At 63.3% G+C, this 23027-nt stretch carries 22 protein-coding genes and 1 tRNA gene; 18 read left to right on the forward strand and 5 right to left on the reverse strand.

Annotated elements, in window-relative coordinates; all coding sequences use genetic code 11:
• Window positions 1-200: 200 nt before the first annotated feature.
• From ACX3OZ_RS08415 to ACX3OZ_RS08430, 4 genes are read left to right on the forward strand one after another with little or no spacing between them, the layout of a single operon-like run.
• Window positions 201-1235: a Bug family tripartite tricarboxylate transporter substrate binding protein gene (locus ACX3OZ_RS08415; protein WP_459094268.1), complete on the forward strand. Its 1035-nt coding sequence runs from the start codon at window positions 201-203 to the stop codon at window positions 1233-1235.
• A 58-nt stretch (window positions 1236-1293) separates the two neighbouring features.
• Complete coding sequence (locus ACX3OZ_RS08420) at window positions 1294-1815, forward strand: tripartite tricarboxylate transporter TctB family protein (protein ID WP_459094269.1); 522 nt, start codon at window positions 1294-1296, stop codon at window positions 1813-1815.
• Between the two features lie 9 nt (window positions 1816-1824).
• The gene (locus ACX3OZ_RS08425) at window positions 1825-3351 is read left to right on the forward strand and encodes a tripartite tricarboxylate transporter permease (RefSeq protein WP_459094270.1); all 1527 of its coding nucleotides are present in this window, start codon (window positions 1825-1827) and stop codon (window positions 3349-3351) included.
• Complete coding sequence (locus ACX3OZ_RS08430) at window positions 3320-3985, forward strand: TetR/AcrR family transcriptional regulator (protein WP_459094271.1); 666 nt, start codon at window positions 3320-3322, stop codon at window positions 3983-3985. Before ACX3OZ_RS08425 ends, ACX3OZ_RS08430 begins: the two co-directional genes overlap by 32 nt.
• Here ACX3OZ_RS08430 and ACX3OZ_RS08435 read toward each other — a convergent pair.
• Window positions 3982-4905 (reverse strand): LysR family transcriptional regulator, encoded by a 924-nt coding sequence (locus tag ACX3OZ_RS08435; RefSeq protein ID WP_459104266.1) that lies wholly within the window; start codon window positions 4903-4905, stop codon window positions 3982-3984. The genes ACX3OZ_RS08430 and ACX3OZ_RS08435 overlap by 4 nt on opposite strands.
• Before the next feature lie 459 nt (window positions 4906-5364).
• Between ACX3OZ_RS08435 and ACX3OZ_RS08440 the strand changes: the two genes are divergently transcribed.
• The 7 genes from ACX3OZ_RS08440 (at window position 5365) to ACX3OZ_RS08470 (ending at window position 14381) form a co-directional block, all read left to right on the forward strand.
• Window positions 5365-6657: an ABC transporter substrate-binding protein gene (locus ACX3OZ_RS08440; RefSeq protein ID WP_459094273.1), complete on the forward strand. Its 1293-nt coding sequence runs from the start codon at window positions 5365-5367 to the stop codon at window positions 6655-6657.
• A gap of 3 nt (window positions 6658-6660) precedes the next feature.
• Window positions 6661-7608, forward strand: coding sequence for a carbohydrate ABC transporter permease (locus tag ACX3OZ_RS08445; RefSeq protein ID WP_459094274.1), 948 nt, complete (start codon window positions 6661-6663; stop codon window positions 7606-7608).
• Window positions 7601-8488 carry a carbohydrate ABC transporter permease gene (locus ACX3OZ_RS08450; RefSeq protein WP_459104267.1) on the forward strand — a complete coding sequence of 296 codons (888 nt, stop codon included), beginning with the start codon at window positions 7601-7603 and terminating at the stop codon, window positions 8486-8488. The genes ACX3OZ_RS08445 and ACX3OZ_RS08450 overlap by 8 nt, the downstream gene beginning before the upstream one ends.
• A gap of 154 nt (window positions 8489-8642) precedes the next feature.
• Window positions 8643-9659 (forward strand): Gfo/Idh/MocA family protein, encoded by a 1017-nt coding sequence (locus ACX3OZ_RS08455; protein WP_459104268.1) that lies wholly within the window; start codon window positions 8643-8645, stop codon window positions 9657-9659.
• Window positions 9656-10741 (forward strand): Gfo/Idh/MocA family protein, encoded by a 1086-nt coding sequence (locus ACX3OZ_RS08460; protein WP_459094277.1) that lies wholly within the window; start codon window positions 9656-9658, stop codon window positions 10739-10741. The genes ACX3OZ_RS08455 and ACX3OZ_RS08460 overlap by 4 nt, the downstream gene beginning before the upstream one ends.
• A gap of 10 nt (window positions 10742-10751) precedes the next feature.
• Window positions 10752-11804, forward strand: coding sequence for an ABC transporter ATP-binding protein (locus tag ACX3OZ_RS08465; protein ID WP_459094278.1), 1053 nt, complete (start codon window positions 10752-10754; stop codon window positions 11802-11804).
• A 321-nt stretch (window positions 11805-12125) separates the two neighbouring features.
• On the forward strand, window positions 12126-14381 hold the full coding sequence (locus ACX3OZ_RS08470; RefSeq protein ID WP_459104269.1) for an ATP-binding cassette domain-containing protein: 2256 nt from the start codon (window positions 12126-12128) through the stop codon (window positions 14379-14381).
• Window positions 14382-14523: 142 nt separating this feature from the next.
• On the opposite strand, the gene ACX3OZ_RS08475 is transcribed toward ACX3OZ_RS08470, so the two are convergent.
• Window positions 14524-14775 carry a hypothetical protein gene (locus ACX3OZ_RS08475; RefSeq protein ID WP_459094280.1) on the reverse strand — a complete coding sequence of 84 codons (252 nt, stop codon included), beginning with the start codon at window positions 14773-14775 and terminating at the stop codon, window positions 14524-14526.
• Window positions 14776-14875: 100 nt separating this feature from the next.
• Between ACX3OZ_RS08475 and ACX3OZ_RS08480 the strand changes: the two genes are divergently transcribed.
• Window positions 14876-15982 (forward strand): NAD(P)-binding domain-containing protein, encoded by a 1107-nt coding sequence (locus ACX3OZ_RS08480; RefSeq protein ID WP_459094281.1) that lies wholly within the window; start codon window positions 14876-14878, stop codon window positions 15980-15982.
• Between the two features lie 65 nt (window positions 15983-16047).
• Window positions 16048-16977: an aldo/keto reductase gene (locus ACX3OZ_RS08485; protein WP_459094282.1), complete on the forward strand. Its 930-nt coding sequence runs from the start codon at window positions 16048-16050 to the stop codon at window positions 16975-16977.
• A gap of 64 nt (window positions 16978-17041) precedes the next feature.
• On the opposite strand, the gene ACX3OZ_RS08490 is transcribed toward ACX3OZ_RS08485, so the two are convergent.
• A tRNA-Gly gene (locus ACX3OZ_RS08490) sits at window positions 17042-17116 on the reverse strand.
• Window positions 17117-17318: 202 nt separating this feature from the next.
• Between ACX3OZ_RS08490 and ACX3OZ_RS08495 the strand changes: the two genes are divergently transcribed.
• From ACX3OZ_RS08495 to ACX3OZ_RS08505, 3 genes are read left to right on the forward strand one after another with little or no spacing between them, the layout of a single operon-like run.
• Window positions 17319-18269: a tetratricopeptide repeat protein gene (locus tag ACX3OZ_RS08495; protein WP_459104270.1), complete on the forward strand. Its 951-nt coding sequence runs from the start codon at window positions 17319-17321 to the stop codon at window positions 18267-18269.
• A 13-nt stretch (window positions 18270-18282) separates the two neighbouring features.
• Window positions 18283-18951, forward strand: a complete 669-nt coding sequence (locus ACX3OZ_RS08500; RefSeq protein WP_459104271.1) for an LON peptidase substrate-binding domain-containing protein — start codon at window positions 18283-18285, stop codon at window positions 18949-18951.
• A 2-nt stretch (window positions 18952-18953) separates the two neighbouring features.
• A complete protein-coding gene (locus tag ACX3OZ_RS08505) occupies window positions 18954-19196 on the forward strand; it encodes a Trm112 family protein (RefSeq protein ID WP_459104272.1) in 243 nt (80 codons plus the stop codon).
• On the opposite strand, the gene ACX3OZ_RS08510 is transcribed toward ACX3OZ_RS08505, so the two are convergent.
• Window positions 19193-19399 (reverse strand): KTSC domain-containing protein, encoded by a 207-nt coding sequence (locus ACX3OZ_RS08510; RefSeq protein WP_459094301.1) that lies wholly within the window; start codon window positions 19397-19399, stop codon window positions 19193-19195. The two genes, ACX3OZ_RS08505 and ACX3OZ_RS08510, sit on opposite strands and share 4 nt — an antisense overlap.
• 1 nt (window position 19400) lies before the next feature.
• Entirely contained in the window at window positions 19401-20624 is a 1224-nt protein-coding gene (locus tag ACX3OZ_RS08515) for an FAD-dependent monooxygenase (protein WP_459094302.1), read from the reverse strand.
• Window positions 20625-20887: 263 nt separating this feature from the next.
• On the opposite strand from ACX3OZ_RS08515, the gene ACX3OZ_RS08520 reads away from it, so the two are divergent.
• Both ACX3OZ_RS08520 and ACX3OZ_RS08525 read left to right on the forward strand, forming a co-directional pair.
• Window positions 20888-21226, forward strand: a complete 339-nt coding sequence (locus ACX3OZ_RS08520) for a P-II family nitrogen regulator (RefSeq protein ID WP_459094303.1) — start codon at window positions 20888-20890, stop codon at window positions 21224-21226.
• Between the two features lie 79 nt (window positions 21227-21305).
• A complete protein-coding gene (locus tag ACX3OZ_RS08525) occupies window positions 21306-22649 on the forward strand; it encodes an ammonium transporter (RefSeq protein WP_459094304.1) in 1344 nt (447 codons plus the stop codon).
• Window positions 22650-23027 lie beyond the last annotated feature (378 nt).

A 23027-nucleotide genomic window follows, 5' to 3' on the forward strand; every position in this document is an offset into this window, starting at 1 on the left:
TGCGAGACAACCTTTCGGTTCAGGATGCTTCGGCACGGCGGCCGGCGCAATCTCTATCCAGCGGTCGCTGCCCGTAAATTTTCGCTGCCCGAATAAGAACTGGATAGTTACTTATCGGTTGACAGCGCCAAAGTCGGACCGCAGTCTGGGGGCCGGGTCACGGAAATGTCCGGACCAGATGCATCTAGGGAGGATATGCGATGAACAGACGCTTGCTGTTTGTCCTGGCGGGGGGCGCCTCGGCGCTGTTGCTGGGCACATCTTTTGCCGCCGCGCAGGATTGGAAACCCGACCGCCCGATCAATTTGATCGTGCCATGGGGCGCCGGCGGCTCGACCGACCAGATCGCCCGCGTCACCGCACCGATTCTGGGCGAAGCGCTGGGCGTCGATGTGGTGGTGGTCAACCAGCCGGGCGCCTCGGGCGCCATCGGCACCCAGGAAGTGCTGAACGCCCCGCGTGACGGCTATACCTGGACCGCCAACGCCATCGCCAACAATGCCACCTATGCGGTGACCGGCCTGCTGGAAGACACCAATATCGACGACTGGCACATCTATCTGTCGGTCGCCAACGTGCCGGTGGTCAGCGTCCCTGCCGACAGCCCGTTCAAGGATTTCGGCGAGCTGCTGGAAGCCTTCAAGACACGCGGCAATGAAGTGACCGTGGCCACGGCGGGCATCACCTCTTCGGGCGGTACTGCCATCGGGGCGCTGAGCGGCGCGGCCGACAACTTCCCCTTCAACATGATCACCTATGATGGCGGCGGGCCGGCAGCGATTGCTGCGGCAGCCGGCGAGGCCATGGTGACCACCCAGTTGGCGGTGGAACAGACCGAACTGATCCGTGGTGGCCGCCTGCGCGCCCTGGCCGTGCTGTCCAACCAGCCGCTGCTGCTTGACGGCGTCGAGCCGATCCCGCCGATCACCGACTGGTTGCCGGAAATGGAACTGGCGCCCGATTATTTCGGCATTTTCGTGCCGACCGGCGTGCCGGACGAAGTGATCGCCACGCTCGACAAGATCTGGGCCGATCAGGTGGCCAATTCGGCAGCGGTGAAAACCTATGCCGAGACCTTCGGCGCGGTGTTCTCCCCCGCCTATGGCGCCGAAGCCCGCGCCTTGGCCATGCCGGTGGTGATTTTGGAAGCCTGTGACGCCGTGCTGCGCGGCGAGGCGGTCAACGATCCCTCGACCATCGGCATCGACTGCGAAACCCGCACCGAAATGAAATAAGCCTCATGCGGGCGGTGCTTCGCTGCCGCCCGCAATTTTTGCCAAGGAAATGCCAAACATGACTATCCAGCCCGACGAACAGGGGGTTCGCGCCCGCGCCGATCTTGTGGCGGCCATTGTGCTGGTCGCACTGGGTCTGGCGGTGTTCTATATGAGCTGGACCATGCCCCGGCTGGAAGCGCGCCGCATCAATCCCGCGACCATTCCGGGCCTGGTGCCGATGATTCTGGGCGCGGTGCTGACCCTGCTGGGCGGGCTGCTCGCCTGGCGCTCCTGGCGCATCGAAGCGCCGGACGGCTGGCGGGGCCTCGCGCAATTGCTGGTGAGCTGGCAGGCCTTCCGCGTTGGCGCGGTGCTGGGACTGGCGCTGGTGTTCACCCTGGTGCTGGTGGGCTGGCTGCCGTTCTGGCTGGCGGCCATGCTGTTCATCTTCACCTTCATCATTCTGTTTGAAACCGTACTGGCCGATCAGCCCATTCCGCTGCTGCGCAGCGCGCTCTGGGCGCTGGGCGTCGCCGTGGTCGCGGGCGGCGGCATTGCCTACGCCTTCACCCGCATTTTCCTCATTCGCCTGCCTTAGGAGCACCCCATGTTCGACGGACTCCTGCTGCTGGGCCAGGGCATCGGCCATTTCATGACCCCCGGGTCGCTGTTCAACGTCGCCTGGGCGACCTTGCTCGGCGTCACCATCGGCATTCTGCCCGGGCTGACCGCCACCATGGGCGTCGCCCTGCTGGTCACGCTGACCTATAAAATGATGCCCGATCAGGCGATCCTGACGCTGATGTGCGTCTATCTCGGCGCCATCTATGGCGGCAGCCGCACCGCCATCCTGCTCAATATTCCCGGCACCCCCGCCAATGCGGCGGCGACCTTGGACGGCCATCCGCTGGCGCTGCAGGGCAAGGCCGGCCTCGCCATGGGGCTGGCCACCACCTCCTCGACTTTGGGCACCATGGTGGGGATTTTCTTTCTCGCCATCATCGCCCCGGTCCTGTCGGAAGCGGCGCTCAAATTCGGCTCCTATGAATTTTTCTGGCTGGCGCTGTTCGGCGTGGTGATCTCGGGCCAGATGACCGGCAGCGATACCCCGCTCAAGGGCTATATCGCCGGCATTCTGGGCCTGCTGGTCGCCATGGTCGGCATGGAAACCCTGCATGCCCATCAGCGCTTCACCTTCGGCATTCAGGCGCTGGGTGGCGGCATCGACCTGATCCCGGCCATGGTCGGCGCCTTCGGGCTGGCCGAAATCCTCTCCTCGATGAAGCGCAGCGCCGTCGCCAACATCGTCTCGGTCAATGACCGGGTGGTGCCGACCTTCAAGGAGATTTTCCAATATTGGAAAACCATCCTGCGCTCCGGCGTTATCGGCACGCTGGTCGGCATCATCCCCGGCGTCGGCGAAGACGTCGGCTCATGGACCTCCTATGCGGCGGCCAAGAAATTCTCCAAAAACCCCGAAATGTTCGGCAAGGGCAGCCAGGAAGGGCTGATCGCTGCCGAGACCGGTGACAATGCGGTGGTGTCCGCCGCCATGATCCCGACGCTGACTTTGGCGCTGCCCGGTTCGGCGGCGGCGGCGGTGCTGATCGCGGCCATGTATATTCACGGCATCCGCCCCGGCCCGATGCTGATGGTGGAAAACCCGGTCTTCCTCTACCAGGTGGTGGCGATGCTGCTGCTGGCGACCATCGCCAACCTGATCTTCGGCCTGTCGCTGACCAAGCTGTTCATCAAGGTGCTGATGGTGCCGCGCGAACGGCTGATGGCGGTGATCTATGTGCTCTGCGTGGTCGGCTCCTTCGCCATCACCCAGCGCATGTTCGACGTCTATGTCATGCTGTTCTTCGGCGTTGTCGGCTTCCTGCTGCGGGAAATGAAATTCCCCATGGCGCCGCTGGTGCTGGGCATTGTGCTGGGCGACCTGCTCGACCTCAATCTGCGGCGCGGGCTGCAACTGACCAATGGCGATCCGAGCCCGTTCTTTACCCGTCCGATCAGTGCTGTTATCTGCCTGATCATCACCTTCACCATCCTCATGTCCATTCCGGCGGTATCCAAGCGTGTCAGAGCCCTCATCCCCCGTGGCCGCGCCAAAGCCTCGCCTCAAGGCTGAGGCGCCAAGGCGCGCGCGCAACTCGGAAAAGACCAAGGCGGACATTCTGGTGGCCGGCCGCGCCGAATTTGCCGAGCGCGGTTTCGAGGGCGCGCGGGTCGATGCCATAGCCGCGCTGGCGGGGGCTAATAAGCGGCTGCTCTACCACTACTTTGGCAACAAGGAAGTGCTGTACCGGGCGGTGCTGCTCGACGCCTATCAGGAGATTCGCCGCGGCGAACGGGCGCTCAGCCTCGACCAGTTCGGCCCGGTCGACGCCATGGACCGGCTGGTGCGCTTCACCTTCCGCCACTTCCTCGCCAATCCGTGGTTTCCGCGCCTGCTCAACGCCGAAAATATCGAGAATGCGCGGTTTCTGAAGACCCTGCCCGATATTCCAGACCTGCATTCGCCGCTGGTCGGGCAGATTACCACCATTGTCGAGCGCGGCGCCGATGCCGGCATTTTTCGCCGCGATGTCGATGCGGTGCAGCTCTATATCTCCATCGCCGCGCTGGGCTTCTTCTATGTCTCCAACATGGCGACTTTGTCGGTGATCTTTGCCCGCGACCTCAGCGGCATCGACATGGTGCAGGAACGCGAAGCCCAAGCGGTGCAGATGGTGGTGGACTATCTGCGGACCAAGCCGGCCTAGTCCAGCGCTGGCAGCACCTTGCTGGCAGCGCTGCGCAATTGGGCGATGAGCTCGGCGATGCGCGGCTCGACCGCGCGTTCCTGCAGCACATAGATGCCAATCAGGCTTTGCCGGGTCGGTTCACTGACGCTGATGCGGCGCAGGCCGCGGCGGATGAATTCGTCCTGCATCACCTCGGTATGGCCGATCACCGCATCGCTGCGCGCCACATAGTCGAGACACGCCGCCAGCGAATTGGAGGCAAAGACATAATTGCCCTGATCGAACGATGCGCTGCCCGAGGGGCTGCGGCCCCAGGTCTCGAAAAAGCGCTGGTGGCGGATTTCGGGCATCGAGCTGTTGACCGCCGGATAGGCCTCGATCTCGGCGATGCTGCGCGGCCGGCTGAGCAGGGCATGGCCTTCACGCACGAAATAACCCTGGCCGACGCGGGTCAGCGGCACCAGCTCGGCGCCGGTGCTGCGATTGAGACCGTCGATCTCATGGGCGACGAAGAGCGAGATGTCGCCGCTGAGCAACTGGTCCATGCAGCGCAGCTGGTTGCCGAGGCTGACATGGATGCGGGCATTGGGATGGCTGCGCGAATAATCCAGCACCATGTCGCGGATGAACAACGACCACCAGGAATAGCCCGAGCCGATGCGCAGGCCCTGCTCGGTGCGGCCATGCTGGTGGGCGATGGCGCTGAGCGTATTGTCATAGAGCCGCCGCATCAGTCGGCCGTTCTGATACAGCGTTTCGCCATATTCGGTCAGCGCTACCCCGCGCGGGGTGCGGATCAGCAGCTTCACGCCGAGATTTTCCTCCAGCTTGCGCATGTTGAAGGTCAGGGTCGGCTGGGTGACGAACAGCGCCGTAGCGGCGGCGGTGATGCTGCCGGCTTCGGCCACCGCCAGGAATTGGTTGAGCAGCTTGTCCATGCCGGCGCTTCCTCTCGTGCCATAGATACAATCTATAATGGAGAGGATATTTCGTATTTTTCTTTTGGTCGAGACTGCGCCACTCTGTTGCTCAACAAGACCCGATCTGCCGCTGAAAGGCAGTAAAAAAGGGAGGGCCTGACAGCATTGAACAGGCTGAAAGCGCCGAAATCCGGGCTTGGAGCGCGGTGCTTGCATGGGGCGTAACCCGGCATTCACCGACTGCCCGCATCTTCCATACAAGTGATTGCCTTGCGCCGAATCTGTGTGCTATGTCGTAACCAGTCGGTTATTTGCGCAAACGATATAGGAAGTAGCCGACGAAAAACGTGACTTCGGGCTGTTGACATCGATATCCAGCAGTGCGGAGTATGTAACTGGTTGGTGATTTAGCGGCGGGGAGGCTGCGGTCACACACGTTCCGGAATGGAACGACCTAAGTTCTTGGGAGGAAACCTAATGACTATTCGTATCGACCGCCGTCAGTTTCTGATGGGCAGTTCAGCGCTCGTCGCTGCGGGCGCCGCCGGCGTCATGCCAGCCTGGGCCCAAGGCGCAAATCTGCGTCTGACCTTCTGGGGCGGCCAGGCTCGTGCCGACCGCACCTATGGCGTGACCGATCTCTATACCGGCGCCAATGGCGGTGCCATCGAGGGCGAATTTCTCGCCTGGAACGACTACTGGCCCAAGCTGGCCACCCAGACCGCCGGCGGCAACGCCCCCGATCTGATCCAGATGGATTATCGCTACATCGTTGAATACGCCAAGCGCAACGCCATCGCCCCGCTCGATGAATTCGTCGGCGGCGTGCTCAAGCTCGACGATTTCGACGCCGACCAGCTCGAAGGCGGCAAGGTCGACGGCAAGCTGTATGGCATTTCGCTGGGCGCCAACTCCGTGGCCACGCTGATCAATACCGCTGCTTTCGAGGAAGCCGGTATTGAAGCGCCGACCAATGCCTGGACCTATGCCGACATCCTGGAAAAGGGTGCGGCCTTTGCTGCTGCCAATGTCCGTGGCGGCATGAAGATGATGAACGACTCGTCGGGCACCGAACCGATGCTCGACAACTGGCTGCGCCAGCAGGGCCTGGCGCTCTATACCGCCGAGGGCAAATTGGGCTTCGGGGCCGACGAAATGGTCAAGTGGTTCGCCATGTGGAATGAGTTCCGCGCGGCTGGTGTCATCATCGCGCCGGACGAGCAGGCCATCGATACCGGTGCCGTGGAAACCACGCCGCTGGTGCGCGCCAAATCGGCGATGATGCCGTCCAACTCCAACCAGTTGGTGGGCTACCAGGCGATCATTCCCGATCGCCTCGATATGGTGGGCTACCCCCGCCTCGCAGCCGGCGTCGGCGGCGGCCACTACCGCAAGCCCTCAATGTTCTTCTCGGTGGCTGGCTCGTCGGCCAATAAGGAAGCTGCCGCTGCATTCCTCAACTTCTTCATCAACGATGCGGAAGCCGGCAAGATTCTCGGCGTTGAGCGCGGCATTCCCTGCTCGGCCGCGGTGCGTGACGCCGTGGCCCCGACGCTGGACGAAGCCAACCAGATTGCGTTGAACTTCGTGGCCAATCTGGGCGATCTGCTTGGCGCACTGCCCCCGCCGCCGCCGGCCGCTGCTGGTGAAATCGACATCTCGCTGCTGCGTACGCTCAGCCAGGAAGTCGCTTTCGGCGCCCGCACCGCCGAGGATGCCGGTGCCTACTTCGTCACCGAAGCCACTGCCATTCTCGAACGGGCTAGCTAAGATATGACCGCGCGCTCCCTTCAATCGGGCGCTCCCGAAAGGGAGCGCGCGGCCTCGCCCTCGCTCTGGGCCCGGATCTGGCAGAATGATGCCCCGGGCTATCTGTTTCTGCTGCCCTGGCTGATCGGTTTCATCGGGCTCACGGTCGGGCCAATGGCGACCTCGCTCTATTTGAGCTTCACCCATTTCGACCTGCTCACCGCCCCGCGCTGGACCGGCGTCGACAATTACATGCGCATGTTCACCAACGACCCCAAATTCTGGGCGTCGATGCGGGTGACCACCTTCTTCGTCATTTTCTCGGTGCCGCTCAAGCTCGCCTTCGCGCTGGCGGTGGCCATGCTGCTCAATCGCGGCATTCGCGGATTGCCGCTGTATCGCGCGCTGTTCTATCTACCGAGCCTGCTCGGCGCCTCGGTCGCCATTGCCATCCTGTGGCGGCAGATTTTTGCCGGCGACGGCCTGGTCAATAAATTCCTCGCCATGTTCGGCATTGATGGCCCGAGCTGGATTTCCAATCCGCAATATTCGCTGTGGACGCTGATCGTGCTGTCGATCTGGCAGTTCGGCTCGCCGATGATCATCTTCCTCGCCGGTCTGCGACAGATTCCGCAGGACATGTATGAGGCGGCCAGTCTCGATGGCGCCAGCAAGTTCCGCCAGTTCCTCAAGATCACCCTGCCGCTGCTGACCCCGGTGGTGTTCTTCAACGCCATCATCCAGACCATCGAGGCCTTCAAGAGCTTCACTCCGGCCTTCATCATCTCCGGCGGCACCGGCAACCCGATCAACTCGACCCTGTTCTATACGCTGTACCTCTACCAGGAGGCCTTCGGCTTCTTCCGCATGGGCTATGCCTCGGCGCTGGCTTGGGTGCTGCTGGCGCTGGTCGGGGCGTTCACCGCCTTCTCGTTCCTGACCAGCAAATACTGGGTGCACTACGATGACTGACGCCCCCAACAAACTGACCGTTGTCGGGCTGCGGACCCTCACCCCGACCCAGCGCAAACTGCTCTCGGTGTTGACCCATGTCGGCCTGCTCGGCGCCTCGGTGCTGATGCTGTATCCGCTGCTCTGGCTGCTGGCCGCCTCGTTCCGCCCGGAAAACGAGATTTTCACCTCGGCCAGCATCATCCCCTCGGCCTGGAGCCTCGACGCCTATGTGCGGGGCTGGAACGGCTTGCGCACCAGCTTTGGCGTGTTCTTCACCAACAGCTTCATCATTGCGGGGCTGAGCGTGGTCGGCAATGTCATCGCCTGTTCGATGGCGGCCTTTGCCTTTGCCCGGCTGCAGTTTCGCGGCAAGAATTTCTGGTTCGCGCTGATGCTGATGACGCTGATGCTGCCCTATCAGGTGACGCTGATCCCGCAATATGTGCTGTTCCGCCAGCTCGGCTGGGTCAATAGCTTCCTGCCCCTCGTCGTGCCCAAGTTTCTCGCCGCCGATGGCTTCTTCATCTTCCTGATGGTGCAATTCTTCCGTGGACTGCCCAAGGAGCTGGACGAGGCGGCGCAGATGGATGGTTGCTCACCCTGGCGCATCTATTGGAAGATCATCATTCCGCTCTCCATGCCGGTGCTGGCCACCGCCGCCATCTTCACCTTCATCTGGACCTGGGACGATTTCTTCGGGCCGCTGATCTATCTCAGCGAAATGAAGACCTACACCGTCATGCTCGGCCTGCGCACCTTCACTGACAGTACCGGCATGAGCGACTATGGCGGACTATTCGCCATGAGCGTGCTCAGTCTGGTGCCGATCTTCCTGTTCTTCCTGTTCTTCCAGCGCCTGCTGATCGAAGGCATCGCGACCACCGGAATGAAGCGGTGATGCAAGACGGCTATGGTTGGCGCTCCCTCCCCCCTGAGGGGAGGGCCGGGGAGGGGGTCGGCTTTGTGACCACCGATGGACCCCCACCCCCGACCCCTCCCCGCAAGGGGGAGGGGAGGCAGAACACAGATATTACCGACGGGACTATTCTCGCATGACCATCAAATTCGCCGCCATCGGCATCAATCACAACCATATCTACGGGCAGGTGGATTGCCTGGTGCAGGCCGGGGCCGAGTTCGTGGCCTTCCACGCCGTGGAAGACGATCTGGCGGCGCTGTTCGGCGCCAAATATCCGCAGGCCAAGCGCGTTGCCGATCCGCGCGCCATCCTGGAAGATAAGGCGATCGCGGTGGTGGTGACCGCCGCCATTCCGGCTGACCGTGCCGCCATCGCCATTGCCGCCATGCAGCATGGCAAGGATGTGCTGACCGACAAGCCGGGCATGACCAGCTTCGCCCAGCTCGACGAGATCAAGCGCGTGCAGGCCGAAACCGGCCAGATTTTCTCGATCATGTATTCCGAGCATTTCGAAGTGCGGGCCACGGTGGAAGCCGGCAATCTGATCGCCGCCGGCGCCATTGGCGAAGTGGTCAATACGGTGGGCCTCGGGCCGCATTCGCTGCGCCTCAACAATCGCCCGGACTGGTTCTTCGACCGCACGCGCTATGGCGGCATCCTCACCGATATCGCCAGCCACCAGTTCGAGCAGTTCCTGTTCTTCTCCAACGCCATGGATGGCGAAGTGGTGTCGTCCAGCGTGTTCAACCGCCACCATCCCGAGCGTCCCGGCTTGCAGGATGTGGGCGACGTGCATGTCCGCACCGCGCGCACCACCGGCTATATCCGCGTCGACTGGATGACCCCCGAGGGGCTGCCGACCTGGGGCGATGGTCGCCTGACCATTCTGGGCACCGAGGGCTATATCGAGCTGCGCAAATATGTCGATATCGCCGGCCGCCCCGGCGACAACCATCTGTTCCTGGTCGACAAGAAGGGTGTGCAGCATATCGATTGCAGCGCCGTCGACCTGCCTTTCGGCCGCCACTTCCTGGCTGACGTGCGCGACCGCACCGAGACCGCCATGCCGCGCGAACGCTGCTTTAACGCCATGAAGCTGGCGCTGACCGCGCAGGCCCAGGCCGAAGTGGGAACGGAGTGGGCCCAATGAGTCGCGTCTTCAACGTTGCTATTATCGGCGTCGGCATCGGCCGCAGCCATGTGGTCGAGGGCTATCTGCCCAATGCCGACAAGTTCCAGGTCAAGGTGCTGTGCGACCTCAATGCAGAGCGCCTGAACGCGGTCGCCGATGAGTTCGGCATTGCCGGCCGCAGCACCAGTTTTGACGACGTGCTGGCGATGGACGATATCGACATCATCGATATCTGCACCCCGCCGGGGCTGCATTTCTCCATGGTCATGGCGGCATTGCGCGCCGGCAAGCATGTAATCTGCGAAAAGCCGCTGGTCGGCTCGCTGGCGCAGGTCGATCAGGTCATCGCCGAGGAGAAACTCTCCAAGGGGATGCTGATGCCGGTGTTCCAATATCGCTTCGGCAATGGCATCGAACAGGCCAAGGCCATCATCGATGCCGGCATTGCCGGCAAGCCCTTCATGGGCACGGTGGAAACGCTGTGGCGCCGCGACGCGCCCTATTATGCCGTGCCGTGGCGCGGCAAATGGGCGACCGAGCTGGGCGGCGTGCTGATGGGCCATGCCATCCACCCGCATGACCTCTTCACCTATCTGATGGGCGATATCGAACGCGTCTTCGGGCGGGTCGCCACGCGCGTCAATCCGATCGAGGTGGAAGACACCATTTCGGCCTCGCTGGTGATGAAAAGCGGCGCCCTGGCCAGCTTCACCGCCACTTTGGGCGCGGCCGACGACACCACCCGCATTCGCCTGGCGTTTGAAAACGTCACCTTCGAGAGCGACCACGCGGCGTACAATCCCGGCGAGAAGCTGTGGAGCATCCAGCCGCGCAATCCGGAAACGGCTGCTTCCATCGACGCGCTGCTCAAGGATTGGCAGCATGTGCCATCGCGGTTCCAGACCCAGATGGCCCGGTTCCATGACGCGCTGACGGGGGCTGGCAAGCTGCCGGTCACCAGCACCGATTCACGGCGTTCGCTTGAACTGGTGACGGCGTTCTATCATTCATCGGCTACCGGCGAGGATGTTGTCCTGCCGATCGGCCCGGGGCATGTGCTCTACGAAAGCTGGGTCCCGGCGCAGTTCCGGACCGCATAGGAGATTGACCATGGCGACCAGCATTCAGCTTCGGCAGATCGTCAAAGCCTATGGCGACACGCAAGTGATCCACGGCATCGATCTCGATATCGACCCGGGCGAGTTCACCGTATTTGTCGGCCCGTCCGGCTGCGGCAAGTCCACCTTGCTGCGGATGATTGCCGGCCTCGAGCCGATCACCGGCGGCGATCTGCTGATTGACGACCAGCGCATGAACGACGTGCCGGCGGCCAAGCGCGGCATCGCCATGGTGTTCCAGTCCTATGCGCTGTACCCGCATATGAGCGTCTATCAGAACCTGGCCTTTGGCCTCGAAACCGCGCGCATGCCGAAAGCCGAAATCGCCGAGCGGGTGGCCAAAGCGGCGGAAATCCTCAAGATCGAGCCGCTGCTCAAGCGCAAGCCCAAGGCCCTGTCGGGCGGGCAGCGCCAGCGCGTCGCCATCGGCCGCGCCATCGTGCGCGAGCCAAAAATCTTCCTGTTCGACGAGCCCTTGAGTAACCTCGACGCCGAGCTGCGGGTGCAGATGCGGGTCGAGATCGCCAAGCTGCATAATGACCTCGGCAACACCATGATCTATGTGACCCATGATCAGGTGGAAGCCATGACCATGGCCGACAAGATCGTGGTGCTGCGCAGTGGCGTTATCGAGCAGGCCGGCGCGCCATTGGAACTCTACAACAATCCGAAGAACCTGTTCGTCGCCGGCTTCATCGGCAGCCCGAAGATGAACTTCCTCAGCGCCAAGGCGGATGGGGCAACGCTCACCGTGGCCGGCAACAGCCTGACGCTGGAGCGGGCGGTGGCGGGAGCGACGACCCTGGGCATTCGCCCCGAGCATATCACAATTGCCGAAGGCAGCGGGGTCAAACTGGCCGAGGTGCGGGTCGATCTGGTGGAAAATCTCGGCGGCCAGACGGTGGTCTATGCCACCACCGCCGACAACCAGCCGGTCAATATCGTGCTCGAAGGCCAGCGGCCGGTGGAACTGGGTTCCACCGTCAGCGTGCATTTCGACCCGGCAAGACTGCATCTGTTCAATGCCGAGGGACTATCGATTTAAGCGGCACCCCCACCCTTGATCCCTCCCCACAAAGGGGAGGGAGACGATGAACACTGCCATCGCAACCTGCGCCTCCCTCCCCTCTGATGGGGAGGGAATGAGGGTGGGGTGGGGCCAGACACTCGATGGCAGTCCGGGTTGGACAATCCCACGGGGTCGGTGAGGCTCACCCACCCTCAAAAAACCAAAAATCCACAAGCCTGTCGAAAGCCACCCTGCTGACGCGTCATGTCAGCGGGGTGGCTTTAGTGTGCGGGTTGGCGGCTGCGCCGTGACCGACTAAAACTGCGTCCCTGCCGCCCCAGACCAGAGGATCATCGCGTGACTTCATCGCTCTACGGTTCGATCATCATTCGCGGCGCCCGCGAGAATAATCTCAAATCGGTTTCCCTCGATATTCCCAAGCGGCAGATCACCGTGTTCACCGGGGTGTCGGGCTCGGGCAAGTCGTCGCTGGTGTTCGGCACCATCGCGGCGGAAAGCCAGCGGCTGATCAACGAGACTTATCCGGCCTTCGTGCAGCAATTCATGCCGCATTACGGCCAGCCCGACGCCGACCAGCTGGAAAATATCTCGGCGGCGATCATTGTCGATCAGCAGCGGCTGGGCGGCAATTCGCGCTCGACGGTGGCGACGGTGACCGATGCGGCGCAGATGCTGCGCGTGCTGTTCAGCCGGCTGGCCACACCGCGCCTGGGTTCGCCGGGGCTCTATTCCTACAATGACCCGCGCGGCATGTGCCCCGATTGCGAAGGCATCGGCCAGGTGGCGGCGATGGATATGAGCGCCGTGGTCGATGAGACCAAATCGCTCAAGCAAGGCGCGCTGCTGCCCAAGGGCTTTGAAGTCGATGGCTGGTGGTCGGCGATTTATTTCGGCGCCGACCTGTTCGATGTCGACAAGCCGATCAAGGACTTCAGCGCCGAAGAGCGCGAGATGCTGTTTCATCTCGATGACGGCCGCAAGATCAAGGTGGGCAAGATCAACCTCACCTATGAGGGCGTCGTCGCCAAGCTGAAGAAGGGGCTGGGCAGCAAGGACCCCGAAACGCTGCAGCCCCATGTTCGCGCCGAATATGACCGCATCTTCACCCGCGCCGTCTGCCCGGTCTGCCAGGGTGCGCGGCTCAACCAGCAGGCGCTGGCCAGCACGGTGGAGGGGCATAATATCGCCCAGCTCTCGGCCATGCAGGTCAGCGAGCTGGCCAAACTGATCCGCGGCATCACCGCGCCGCAGGTCGGGCCAATGCTCGAGGCGCTGGCACTGCGGCTGGAAAACCTCGTCACCATCGGGCTGGGCTATCTCAGCCTCGACCGCGAAAGCTCCACCCTGTCGGGCGGCGAAAGCCAACGCGTCAAAATGGTGCGCCATCTCGGCAGCTCGCTGACCGACATCACCTATGTGTTCGACGAGCCCTCGGTGGGGCTGCATCCGCACGATGTGGGGCGGCTGGCCGGGTTGATGGAACAGCTGCGGGACAAGGGCAATACGGTGCTGATCGTCGAGCACAAGCCCGACATGATCGCCATTGCCGACCATGTGGTCGATATGGGGCCCTATGCCGGCTCCAAGGGTGGCGAGGTCGTGTATGAGGGCAATTATGCCGGCCTGCTCAAATCCGGCACGCTGACTGGCAACCACATGCAGAAGCATCAGCCGATCAAGGACAAGGTGCGAAAGCCCACCGGCGAACTGAAGATCGCCCACGCGAAGCTGAACAATCTGCAGGACGTGTCGGTGTCGATTCCCAAAGGGGTGCTCACCGCCGTAACGGGCGTCGCCGGCTCCGGCAAATCCAGCCTGATCCAGGGCTGCCTGCCCAGTGCCTATCCCGACACCATCATCATCGACCAGAATCTGGCGCGTGGCTCGCGGCGCTCCAATACCGCCACCTATACTGGCATTCTCGATGCGGTCCGCAAGGCCTTCGCCAAGGAAAATGGGGTCGATGCGGCGCTGTTCTCGGCCAATTCCAAGGGCGCCTGTCCCGATTGTAACGGGCTGGGGGTGATCTATACCGATCTGGCCCATCTCGATCCGATGGTGACGGTGTGCGAGACCTGCGAGGGCAAGCGGTTTTTGCCCGAGGTGCTGGAACACCATCTGCGCGGCAAGTCGATTGCCGAAGTTTATGAGATGAGCGTCGACGACGCGGTGGGGTTTTTCACCGAGCCGGCCATCGCCAAGATCCTCAAGGGGCTAGACGATGTCGGGCTGGGCTATCTGACGCTGGGCCAGCCACTATCGACGCTATCGGGCGGCGAACGCCAGCGCCTCAAGCTGGCGGCCGAGCTGGGCAAAAAGGGCAATATCTATGTGCTCGATGAGCCGACAACCGGCCTGCATATGAATGATGTCGATACGCTGATCGGGCTGTTCGACCGGCTGGTCGATGCCGGTTCCTCAGTGATCGTCATCGAGCATAATCTCGACGTGATCTCGCGGGCCGATTGGGTGATCGATCTGGGACCCGGCGCCGGCCAGGATGGCGGCCGCGTGCAGTTCGAAGGCGTGCCGGGCGATCTGGTCAAGGCCAAGGGCTCGTTGACCGGGCAGCATCTGGCCAAGCGGGTGTAGGGGCGGGCTGGGTATCGTCCCACCCACAATGTCACCCCGGCCTTGAGCCGGGGCCCATCCTGAGATTGTGCCGGTGAATCCATTTCAGGATGGATCCCGGCTCAAGGCCGGGATGACACCGCATTTTGAGGTGAGGTGAAGCTCAATCCTTCAGCTCATCCTCGACATCGGTCTGTGGGCGGTCGCCGCCATTGGCTTGCTCTTCGTGCCATTTGCCGCTGCTGTCCTGGAATTGGATGGCCTCGTCTCTGCCGCTGGTTTGCATGCGGCGGGCGGCGGCGCCGGCTGCGGCGTGCGCAGCCGCGTGGGTGGGGAAGGTTTCGGAGAACACATCGCCCACTCGGTAGGCAAAGCCGCCGTCATGTTCGACGACATCATAGGTCACGTGGGTCATGGATCAGCACTCCTGTGCCGGTTAAAACCCCGCAGCGGCCCAGAGGTTGCTCCCGTCGCAGCGCAGTCCTAAATGTGGTGGCAATTATCGGGGGCCAAGCGTGCCAGATCAGACCCAGGGCGCGCGCGTCGCGCTCAAGCTCGATATTGTCGTTATCGGCGCCGGCCAGGCCGGGCTGAGTTCGGCCTATCATCTCAAACAGCTCGGCTTGGCCCCCGGCCGCGATTTCCTCGTGCTCGACCGGGCGCCGCAGCCGGGCGGGGCCTGGCAATATCGCTGGCCGTCGCTGACGCTCTCCACCGTCAATCGGGTGCATGACCTGCCCGGCATGAGCTTTGAGGCCATGGCCGGCGGCGATGCCAGCGTGCGCGCCGCTGTGGCGGTGCCGCAATATTTCGCCGCTTATGAGGCCCATTTCGGGCTCAATGTGTTGCGTCCGGCCAGCGTCAGCGTGGTGTGCGACCGGGGCGAGCGGCTGCGGGTCGAGAGTGATCGCGGGCTGTTTTCGGCCCGTGGCATCATCAACGCCACCGGCACCTGGGAAAAGCCCTATGTCCCCGACTATCCCGGCGCCGACAGCTTCGCCGGCCGCCAGCTGCATACCCGCGATTTTCATCGAGCGGAGGATTTTGCCGGCCAGCATGTGCTGGTGGTGGGCGGCGGGATTTCGGCCATCCAACTGCTCGACCAGATTTCGCAGGTGACCCGCACCAGCTGGGTCACCCGTACGCCACCAAAATTCCGCGAAGGCCCCTTCGATCAGGAGGCCGGGCGTGCCGCCGTGGCGCTGGTGGAAGAACGCGTGCGGGCCGGGCTGCCGCCCAGTTCGGTGGTGTCGGTCACCGGCCTGCCGATGACCCCTTCCATCGCCGCCATGGCCCAGCGCGGCGCGCTGGCGCGGCAAGGCATGTTCAGCGAGATCACCCCGACCGGCGTGCGCTGGGCCGATGGCCGCAGCTTGGATGTCGATGTGATTCTGTGGTGCACCGGCTTTCGCAGCGCGCTCGACCATTTGGCGCCGCTGCAATTGCGCGAAGAGTCGGGCGGCATCACCATGACCGGGCGGCTGGCAACGCAGGTGGCGCGCGATCCCCGCATTCATCTGGTCGGCTATGGCCCCTCGGCCTCAACCATCGGCGCCAATCGCGCCGGTGCGGTGGCGGCGCGGGAGCTGACCACGCTGCTGGGCCTCGTGGCGCCGGCGTGACATAGTTTGACAACCGCGCCGGCACTCCCTGCTGGCGGTTTGTGACCCTAGCCACGGTGCCGACGATGAAGACCTATAAGCTCCCTCATACCGATTTGACGGTGTCGAGTGTCATCCTGGGGATGATGCGCATTCCCAAGATGAGCAATGCCGAAATCGCGACGCTGGTCGGCACCGCCCGCGATGCCGGCGTCAATGTGTTCGACCACGCCGATATCTACGGCGGCGAGCGTCACAAATGCGAGGCGCGTTTCGGCGAAGCGGTGACGCTGTCGCCGGCCGAGCGCGAACAGCTGGTGATCCAGTCCAAGGTCGGCATCCGCAAAGGCTATTTCGATTTCTCGGCCGAGCACATCCTGACCTCGGTCGACGAATCACTGGCGGCGTTGCGCACCGACTATCTCGATCTGCTGCTGCTGCACCGCCCCGATACGCTGGTCGAGCCCGACGAGGTGGCCCAGGCCTTCGATACGCTCAAGGCTTCGGGCAAGGTCCGTCATTTCGGCGTCTCCAACCACACCCCGGGGCAGATTGAATTGCTCAAAAGCGCGCTAAACCAGCCGCTGGTGGTCAATCAGGTGCAGCTCTCCATCACCCATGCGCCGCTGTTTGCGCAGGGCATCGCCGCCAACATGGCCGGGCTCGAGCAGTCGGTCAGCCGCGACAATGGCCTGCTCGACTATTCGCGCCTCAACAAGATGACGCTGCAGGCCTGGTCGCCGTTCCAGAAGCAGTTTTTTGACGGGGTGTTTCTCGGCGATCGCGAGAATTTCGCGGCGCTCAACGACGCCATCGATGAGTTGGCGGCGCAATATGGCGTGACCCCGACCGGCATTGCCGTGGCCTGGATCACCCGCCATCCGGCCAATATCCAGGTTGTGCTCGGCACCACCAATCCCGGCCGCGTCACCGACGCCGCTGCCGGCTCGGCCGTGCCGCTGACGCGTCAGGAATGGTATCGCCTGTTCACCGCCGCCGGGCACACGCTGCCCTAGGCCGGAAAAAACGAAAGGCCAGACTTGCGTCTGGCCTTTTGATCGTTTCTTCCCGAGGGAAGATTGGAGCGGGCGATGGGATTCGAACCCACGACCCTAACCTTGGCAAGGTTATGCTCTACCCCTGAGCTACACCCGCGCTCCGTTTGCCGGTCAGTGCCTTAGCACCGGTCGACGGGCGCTATATGCCCAATCACTTGACCGATTGCAACCCACTTTTTGGCGCTATCGTCATCTTGTCGGCGTCTTAGTGGCCCAAGGGCTTGTCAGGTCACCGTTCGCTGGCGCAAGAAGGGCCACGAATATCCCAGTTTGCCTCGGTTGAAGGGCCTTGTTCCGTCATGTCCACTCCGCTTAACGGCGTTGCCGCTACCCCCCAGTCTTCCGCGCCTGTTGGCGCTCTGATCAAGGATTCGAGCGATTCTGCATTTAAGGTCGATGTGATCGATGCTTCGCTCGACCAGCCGGTGCTGGTTGATTTCTGGGCGCCCTGGTGCGGCCCGTGCCGCGCGCTGACCCCGACGCTCGAAAAAGTGGTCACCGAAAAGGCCGGAGCGATTCGGCTGATCAAGATAAACATCGACGAGCACCCACAGATTGCCGGCCAGCTCGGCGTGCAGTCGATACCAGCCGTGTTCGCCTTTGCCGACGGCCGCCCTGTCGATGGCTTCATGGGCGCGCTGCCCGAGGGTGAAGTGCGCCGCTTTGCCGAGAAGGTGATTGCCGGTGCTCCGGCGCCGCAGCCGGCTGCTGATTCGATGGAAGCCCAGATCGCCGAGGCCATCGCCGCCGCCGAGGCCGCGCTAACCGCCGGCGACCTCGGTCGCGCCGCGCAGATTTTCGGCATGGTGCTGCAGCATCAGCCCGACCATGTGCCCGCGCTGCTAGGGCAGACCCGGGTCTACCTGGCCGCCGGCGAGACCGAGCAGGCCCAGGCCACGCTGGATCTGGTGCCCGAAGCCGACCGGACGGGCGACGCCTATAGCGCGCTGGCCAATTCCATCCGCCTGCTCGCCGAAGCTGCCAATGTCAGCGAAATCGCGACGCTGGAAGCCGCCGTTGCCGCCAACCCCGATGACCATCAGGCCCGCTATGATCTGGCGCTGGCGCTCAATGCCGAAGGCAAGCGCGTCGAGGCCGCCGAGGCGCTGATCGCCAGCTTCAAGCGTGACCGCACTTGGAACGACGACGGCGCGCGCAAAAAGCTGCTCGAATTCTTCGACGCCTGGGGCCCCAAGGATCCGGCGACACTCAAGGGCAGGCGCCTGCTGTCGGCGGCGCTGTTCTCGTAAGGGAAACGAATCGATGCTGAAACGCCCGGCCGCTCCGGCCGACCTGCCCAAATCCGTACCGCTGTTTCCGCTGTCGGGCGCTTTGCTGCTGCCGTTTTCGCATCGCCCGCTCAATATCTTCGAGCCGCGCTATATCGAGCTGATCGATGCGGCGCTGCGCGGCGACCGGTTGATCGGGCTGATACAGCCCGAGGACACCAGCGAGGAAAGCCCCAAGACCCGCAGCCCGCTGCAGGCCATTGGCTGTCTGGGGCGGCTGACCCATTTCGAGGAAAGTGGCGAAGGCCGCTACTTCGTCATTCTCGAAGGAGTGACGCGGTTTCGCCTGGCCCATGAATTGACCGTGCTGACGCCGTATCGGCAGGGCGTGATCGCGGCGGAAGATTACGCCAGCGATTTCACCCGCGATTTCGGCGAGGAGGCGGTGGACCGCGAGCGCTTCGTCAAGATGATGCGCGACTATGCCGAATTCGCCAGCATCGAGCTGAACTGGGAAGAGATCGAGCGGACCGGCACCGCCGATCTGGTCAATTTCTGCTGCATGGTCGGCCCCTACGGTCCGGCCGAGAAGCAGGTGCTGCTCGAGGCGCAGACGCTGGAGCAGCGGGCCGAGACGTTGATCGCCATGACCGAATATGAAATTGCCCGGGGCGCCAGCGGCGGCGCCAGCTCGCTCAACTGACCATGGCCCAGGCGCCCGCCCCCAATCTGCGCCATGAGTTCGACGTCAAGACGCTCGAAATGCTGGTCTGCCCGCTGACCAAGACGCGGCTGACGCTATCGGCCGACCGCAGCGAGCTGATTTCGGTAGCAGCGCGGCTGGCCTTTCCGATTGTGAAGGGCGTGCCGCTGCTCAGCCTCGACGAAGCCCGCAATGTCGACCCCGAAGCCCTGCGGAAAATGCCGGAGCTGAAGGGCGGCGGCTAAGGCGGGATCACCTCATAGCGGTCGCGGATATGCTCGTTGTAGTAGCGCCCGGCTGAGGGGGCGGTGCAGAGCTCGTAAAACACCTCTTCGGGCACCTCGAGATGGTCATAGGGGCCACCCGAGGGCTTGAACCAGATTTGCAGCACCCGGCTCTCTGGATCGTACTCCGCGCGCTCGATCGCCGTGGAGTCGAACCGGACCATTTTAGATCGGCAAGCCGCTGAGCAGTTTCGGGCCGCTGCCGGACACGCCCGACGCAGTGCGAATCAGCGCCGCCTTGATCGGACCGGCCCGATCCACCAGCCCCAGCCCGACATCGCGCAGCGCACGCACCGGGGCGAGGTCGTTGGAAAACAGCCGATTGAGCCCATCGGTCATCGCCGCCATGCTGGCCGTATCGAGCCGGCGCCAGCTCTGATAGCGCCCCAGCACATCGGCGCCGCCATGATCGAGCCCGAGCCGGATCGATTCGATCACCACTTCGGCCAAAGCCGCCACATCCTTGAGCCCCAGATTAAGCCCCTGTCCGGCAATCGGATGCACCACATGCGCAGCGTCGCCGACCAGTGCCAGGCGAGGGGCAATAAACTCGCGCGCAATCTGCAGCCGCAGCGGAAACCCCTGCAAATCTTCCTCGACAGTAACCGCGCCCAGGCTGGACCCCATCACCGCCTCGATTTCGCGCGCCAGCGTGGCGTGGTCCATGGCGAGGAAACGTGGCGCATCGGCCGTCCGCTCGGTCCACACCAGCGACGAGCGGTTGCCCGGCAGCGGCAGGCTGGCAAACGGTCCGGCGGGGCGGAAATGCTCATAGGCCATGCCATCATGCGGCAATTCATGGCCGATATTGGTGACCAGCCCGGTCTGCCCATAATCATGGGCGATGACGCCAATCTGGGCCATGTTGCGCAGGGTCGACTGGCCACCATCGGCAGCGACCACCAGTGGGGCGCTCAGCACACGGCCATCGGCCAGCGTCAGCCTTGCGCTGCCAGCACCTTCGGCAAAGCCGGTAATGGTGGCCGGGGCAATGACCTCGATATGCGCGGACACGGCATCAAGCAGCACCTGGCCGCTGACGCGGTTGGGCACCATATGGGCAAAGGCCTCGCCCGGCGCCACATCGCCATCAAAGGTCAGGAATAGCGGTCGGGCGATATCGCCCTCGCCCGAATCGGTGATCCGCATGGCGGTGATCGGCTGGGCTTCGGCGGCCATCGCCGGCCACACGCCCAGTGCCTCGAACACCCGGCGCACCCCGGCGGCAATGGCCGAAGCGCGGGCATCGCGCGGCACTGACAGCGGCCGGCGATCGACGAGGCCAATACGGATGCCGCGGGCCGACTGCACCAGCGCCAGCGCCAGCGTCAGGCCCACCGGCCCTCCACCCACGATCAGCACGTCGAAATTATCGTTGCTAGTGCTCATGCCGTGTCTCCTTGCGCTCTATTTGTGGTCCGGCCGTGTTTTGGTGCAAGCGCGCTGATCGTCGCGGCGACTGCTGCAATTTTGATCAGAGGCTTTTCGCCTTGCGCAAAAATTGAGCATTTATCCGGCCGCACGCGCCGGCCGATTCCAACGAAAATCATAAGTCATTGAATCATCTTGTATTTTCGCTGCGTCCCCGACTTGGCACGGCGCTTGAGTCGTCTTGTGCATTCCAGACAGCGCCAAGTCGCAAAGGGGAACACATGAAACTGGTGATCGCGATTATCAAGCCATCACGCCTCGAAGAGGTGCGCCAGGCTCTCAATACGCTCGATGTCCACGGCATGACCGTGACCGAGGTGAAGGGCTATGGCCGCCAGAAGGGCCACTCGGAAATCTATCGCGGCACGGAATATGCCGTCCACTTCGTGCCCAAGCTCAAACTCGAAATCGCCGTCGACGATGATCTCGCCGACGCCGTCAGCACCGCCATCAGCGACAGCGCCCGCACCGGTCGCATCGGCGACGGCAAGATTTTCGTGCTCGACCTGCTCGCCGTCACCCGTATCCGCACCGGCGAAACCGGCGCGTCTGCACTTTAGCGCGCGTCCCGCAAAAGTGGACGCCACTTTTGCGGTTCGGACACGCGACGACACAAAAAACGTCATCGGGAGAACCAAGATGAAGACGTCAAGACTATTGGGGAGCGCTGCACTCGCCTCTCTGCTGCTGGCCTTGCCGGCGCTGGCTCAGGACGCGGCCGCGCCGGCCACCGAAGTGGTCGAAGAGGCCGTCGCCAGCATCGATAGCGGCGATACCGCCTGGATGCTCGTTTCAACCCTGTTGGTCATCCTGATGACCATTCCGGGCGTGGCGCTGTTTTACGGCGGGCTGGTGCGCTCCAAAAACATCCTGTCGGTGGCCACCCAAGTGTTTGGGGCCTTTGTCATGATCGCCCTGCTCTGGGTGGCCTATGGCTATTCGCTGGCCTTTTCCGGCCCCGCCGATGGCGGTATTTCGGCCTTTATCGGCGATTTCTCCAATCTCTTCCTCGCCAATGTCACGCCCGATGCGGTGTCGGGCAGCATTCCCGAGCTGGTCTTCGTGGTGTTCCAGCTGACCTTCGCCTGCATCACCGCCGCGCTGGTGGTGGGCGGCATTGCCGAGCGCATGAAATTCGGCGCCGTGCTGGCGTTTCTGGCGATCTGGTTCTCGCTGTCCTATCTGCCGATCGCCCATATGGTGTGGTCGGGGGCCGGGCTGTTCTTCAATATGGGGGCGCTCGATTTTGCCGGCGGCACCGTGGTGCATATCAATTCTGGTGTCGCCGCACTGGTCGCCGCCATCGTGCTGGGGCCGCGTCTGGGCTATATGAAAGAGCCGATTGCGCCGCATAATCTGGTGTTCACCTATATCGGAGCCTGCCTGCTCTGGGTCGGCTGGTTCGGCTTCAATGCCGGCTCGGCCCTCGGCGCCAATGGTCTGGCCGCACAGGCCTTCCTCAACACCATCACCGCGCCGGCTGCTGCCGGCATCGCCTGGGCACTGGGCGAAAAAATCACCCGCGGCCATGCCTCCTCGCTGGGCTTTGTCTCGGGTGCGGTGGCCGGGCTGGTCGCCATCACCCCCGCAGCCGGCTTTGCCGGAACGCTGGGCGCCATCGTCCTGGGCGCGGTGGCCGGCTTTGTCTGTCTCTGGGCCGTGGTCACGCTCAAGCCCTGGCTGCGCTATGACGACAGCCTCGACGTCTTCGGCATCCATGGCATTGGCGGCATTGTCGGCGCCCTCGGCACCGCCATCGTCGCCGCGCCGGCCCTGGGCGGCTTCGGCGCCGAGGGTTACTCCATCAGCGGGCAGTTGGTGATCCAGGGCCTGGCCGTGCTGGTGGCCGTGCTGTGGTCGGCCGTCGTGGCCTTTGTCGCCATGCTGGTGGTCAAGGCGCTGTTCGGCGGCGTCCGCGTCGCCGAATCGAGCGAAGTGGATGGCCTCGACATTTCGAGCCATGGCGAGCGCGCATACAACTGAGGCGTATCGCAAGAGTGGTGCACCAACACCATCAGTCGACCTTCCCTCCCCTCAAGGGGGAGGGGCTTTCGCTTCGCGTGTGCGGCACGATCGCGCCCAAGAGTGGAGCGATACCTCCCCCTTGAAGGGGGAGGCTAGGAGGGGGTGGTGCCCCAGGCGCCACACCCCCCCAAAACTTATCCATCTTATCCCCGCCCCCAAAACCTCGCGCATACTCCTCCCATCTTCCGGGATACAGGGGCGCTGCAGCGACCGGTGTCCGGATTGACGGTCGGGAGGGTGGAGGTCGCGCTCCGCCCTGGGCTGTGCGGATGGGGCATTCGGGCATGAGGCTACGGTTTCATGCTGGGGCTTGCGGTCTGCCTTCCGAGAAAAACC

This window comes from Devosia sp. A369, from assembly GCF_054489345.1.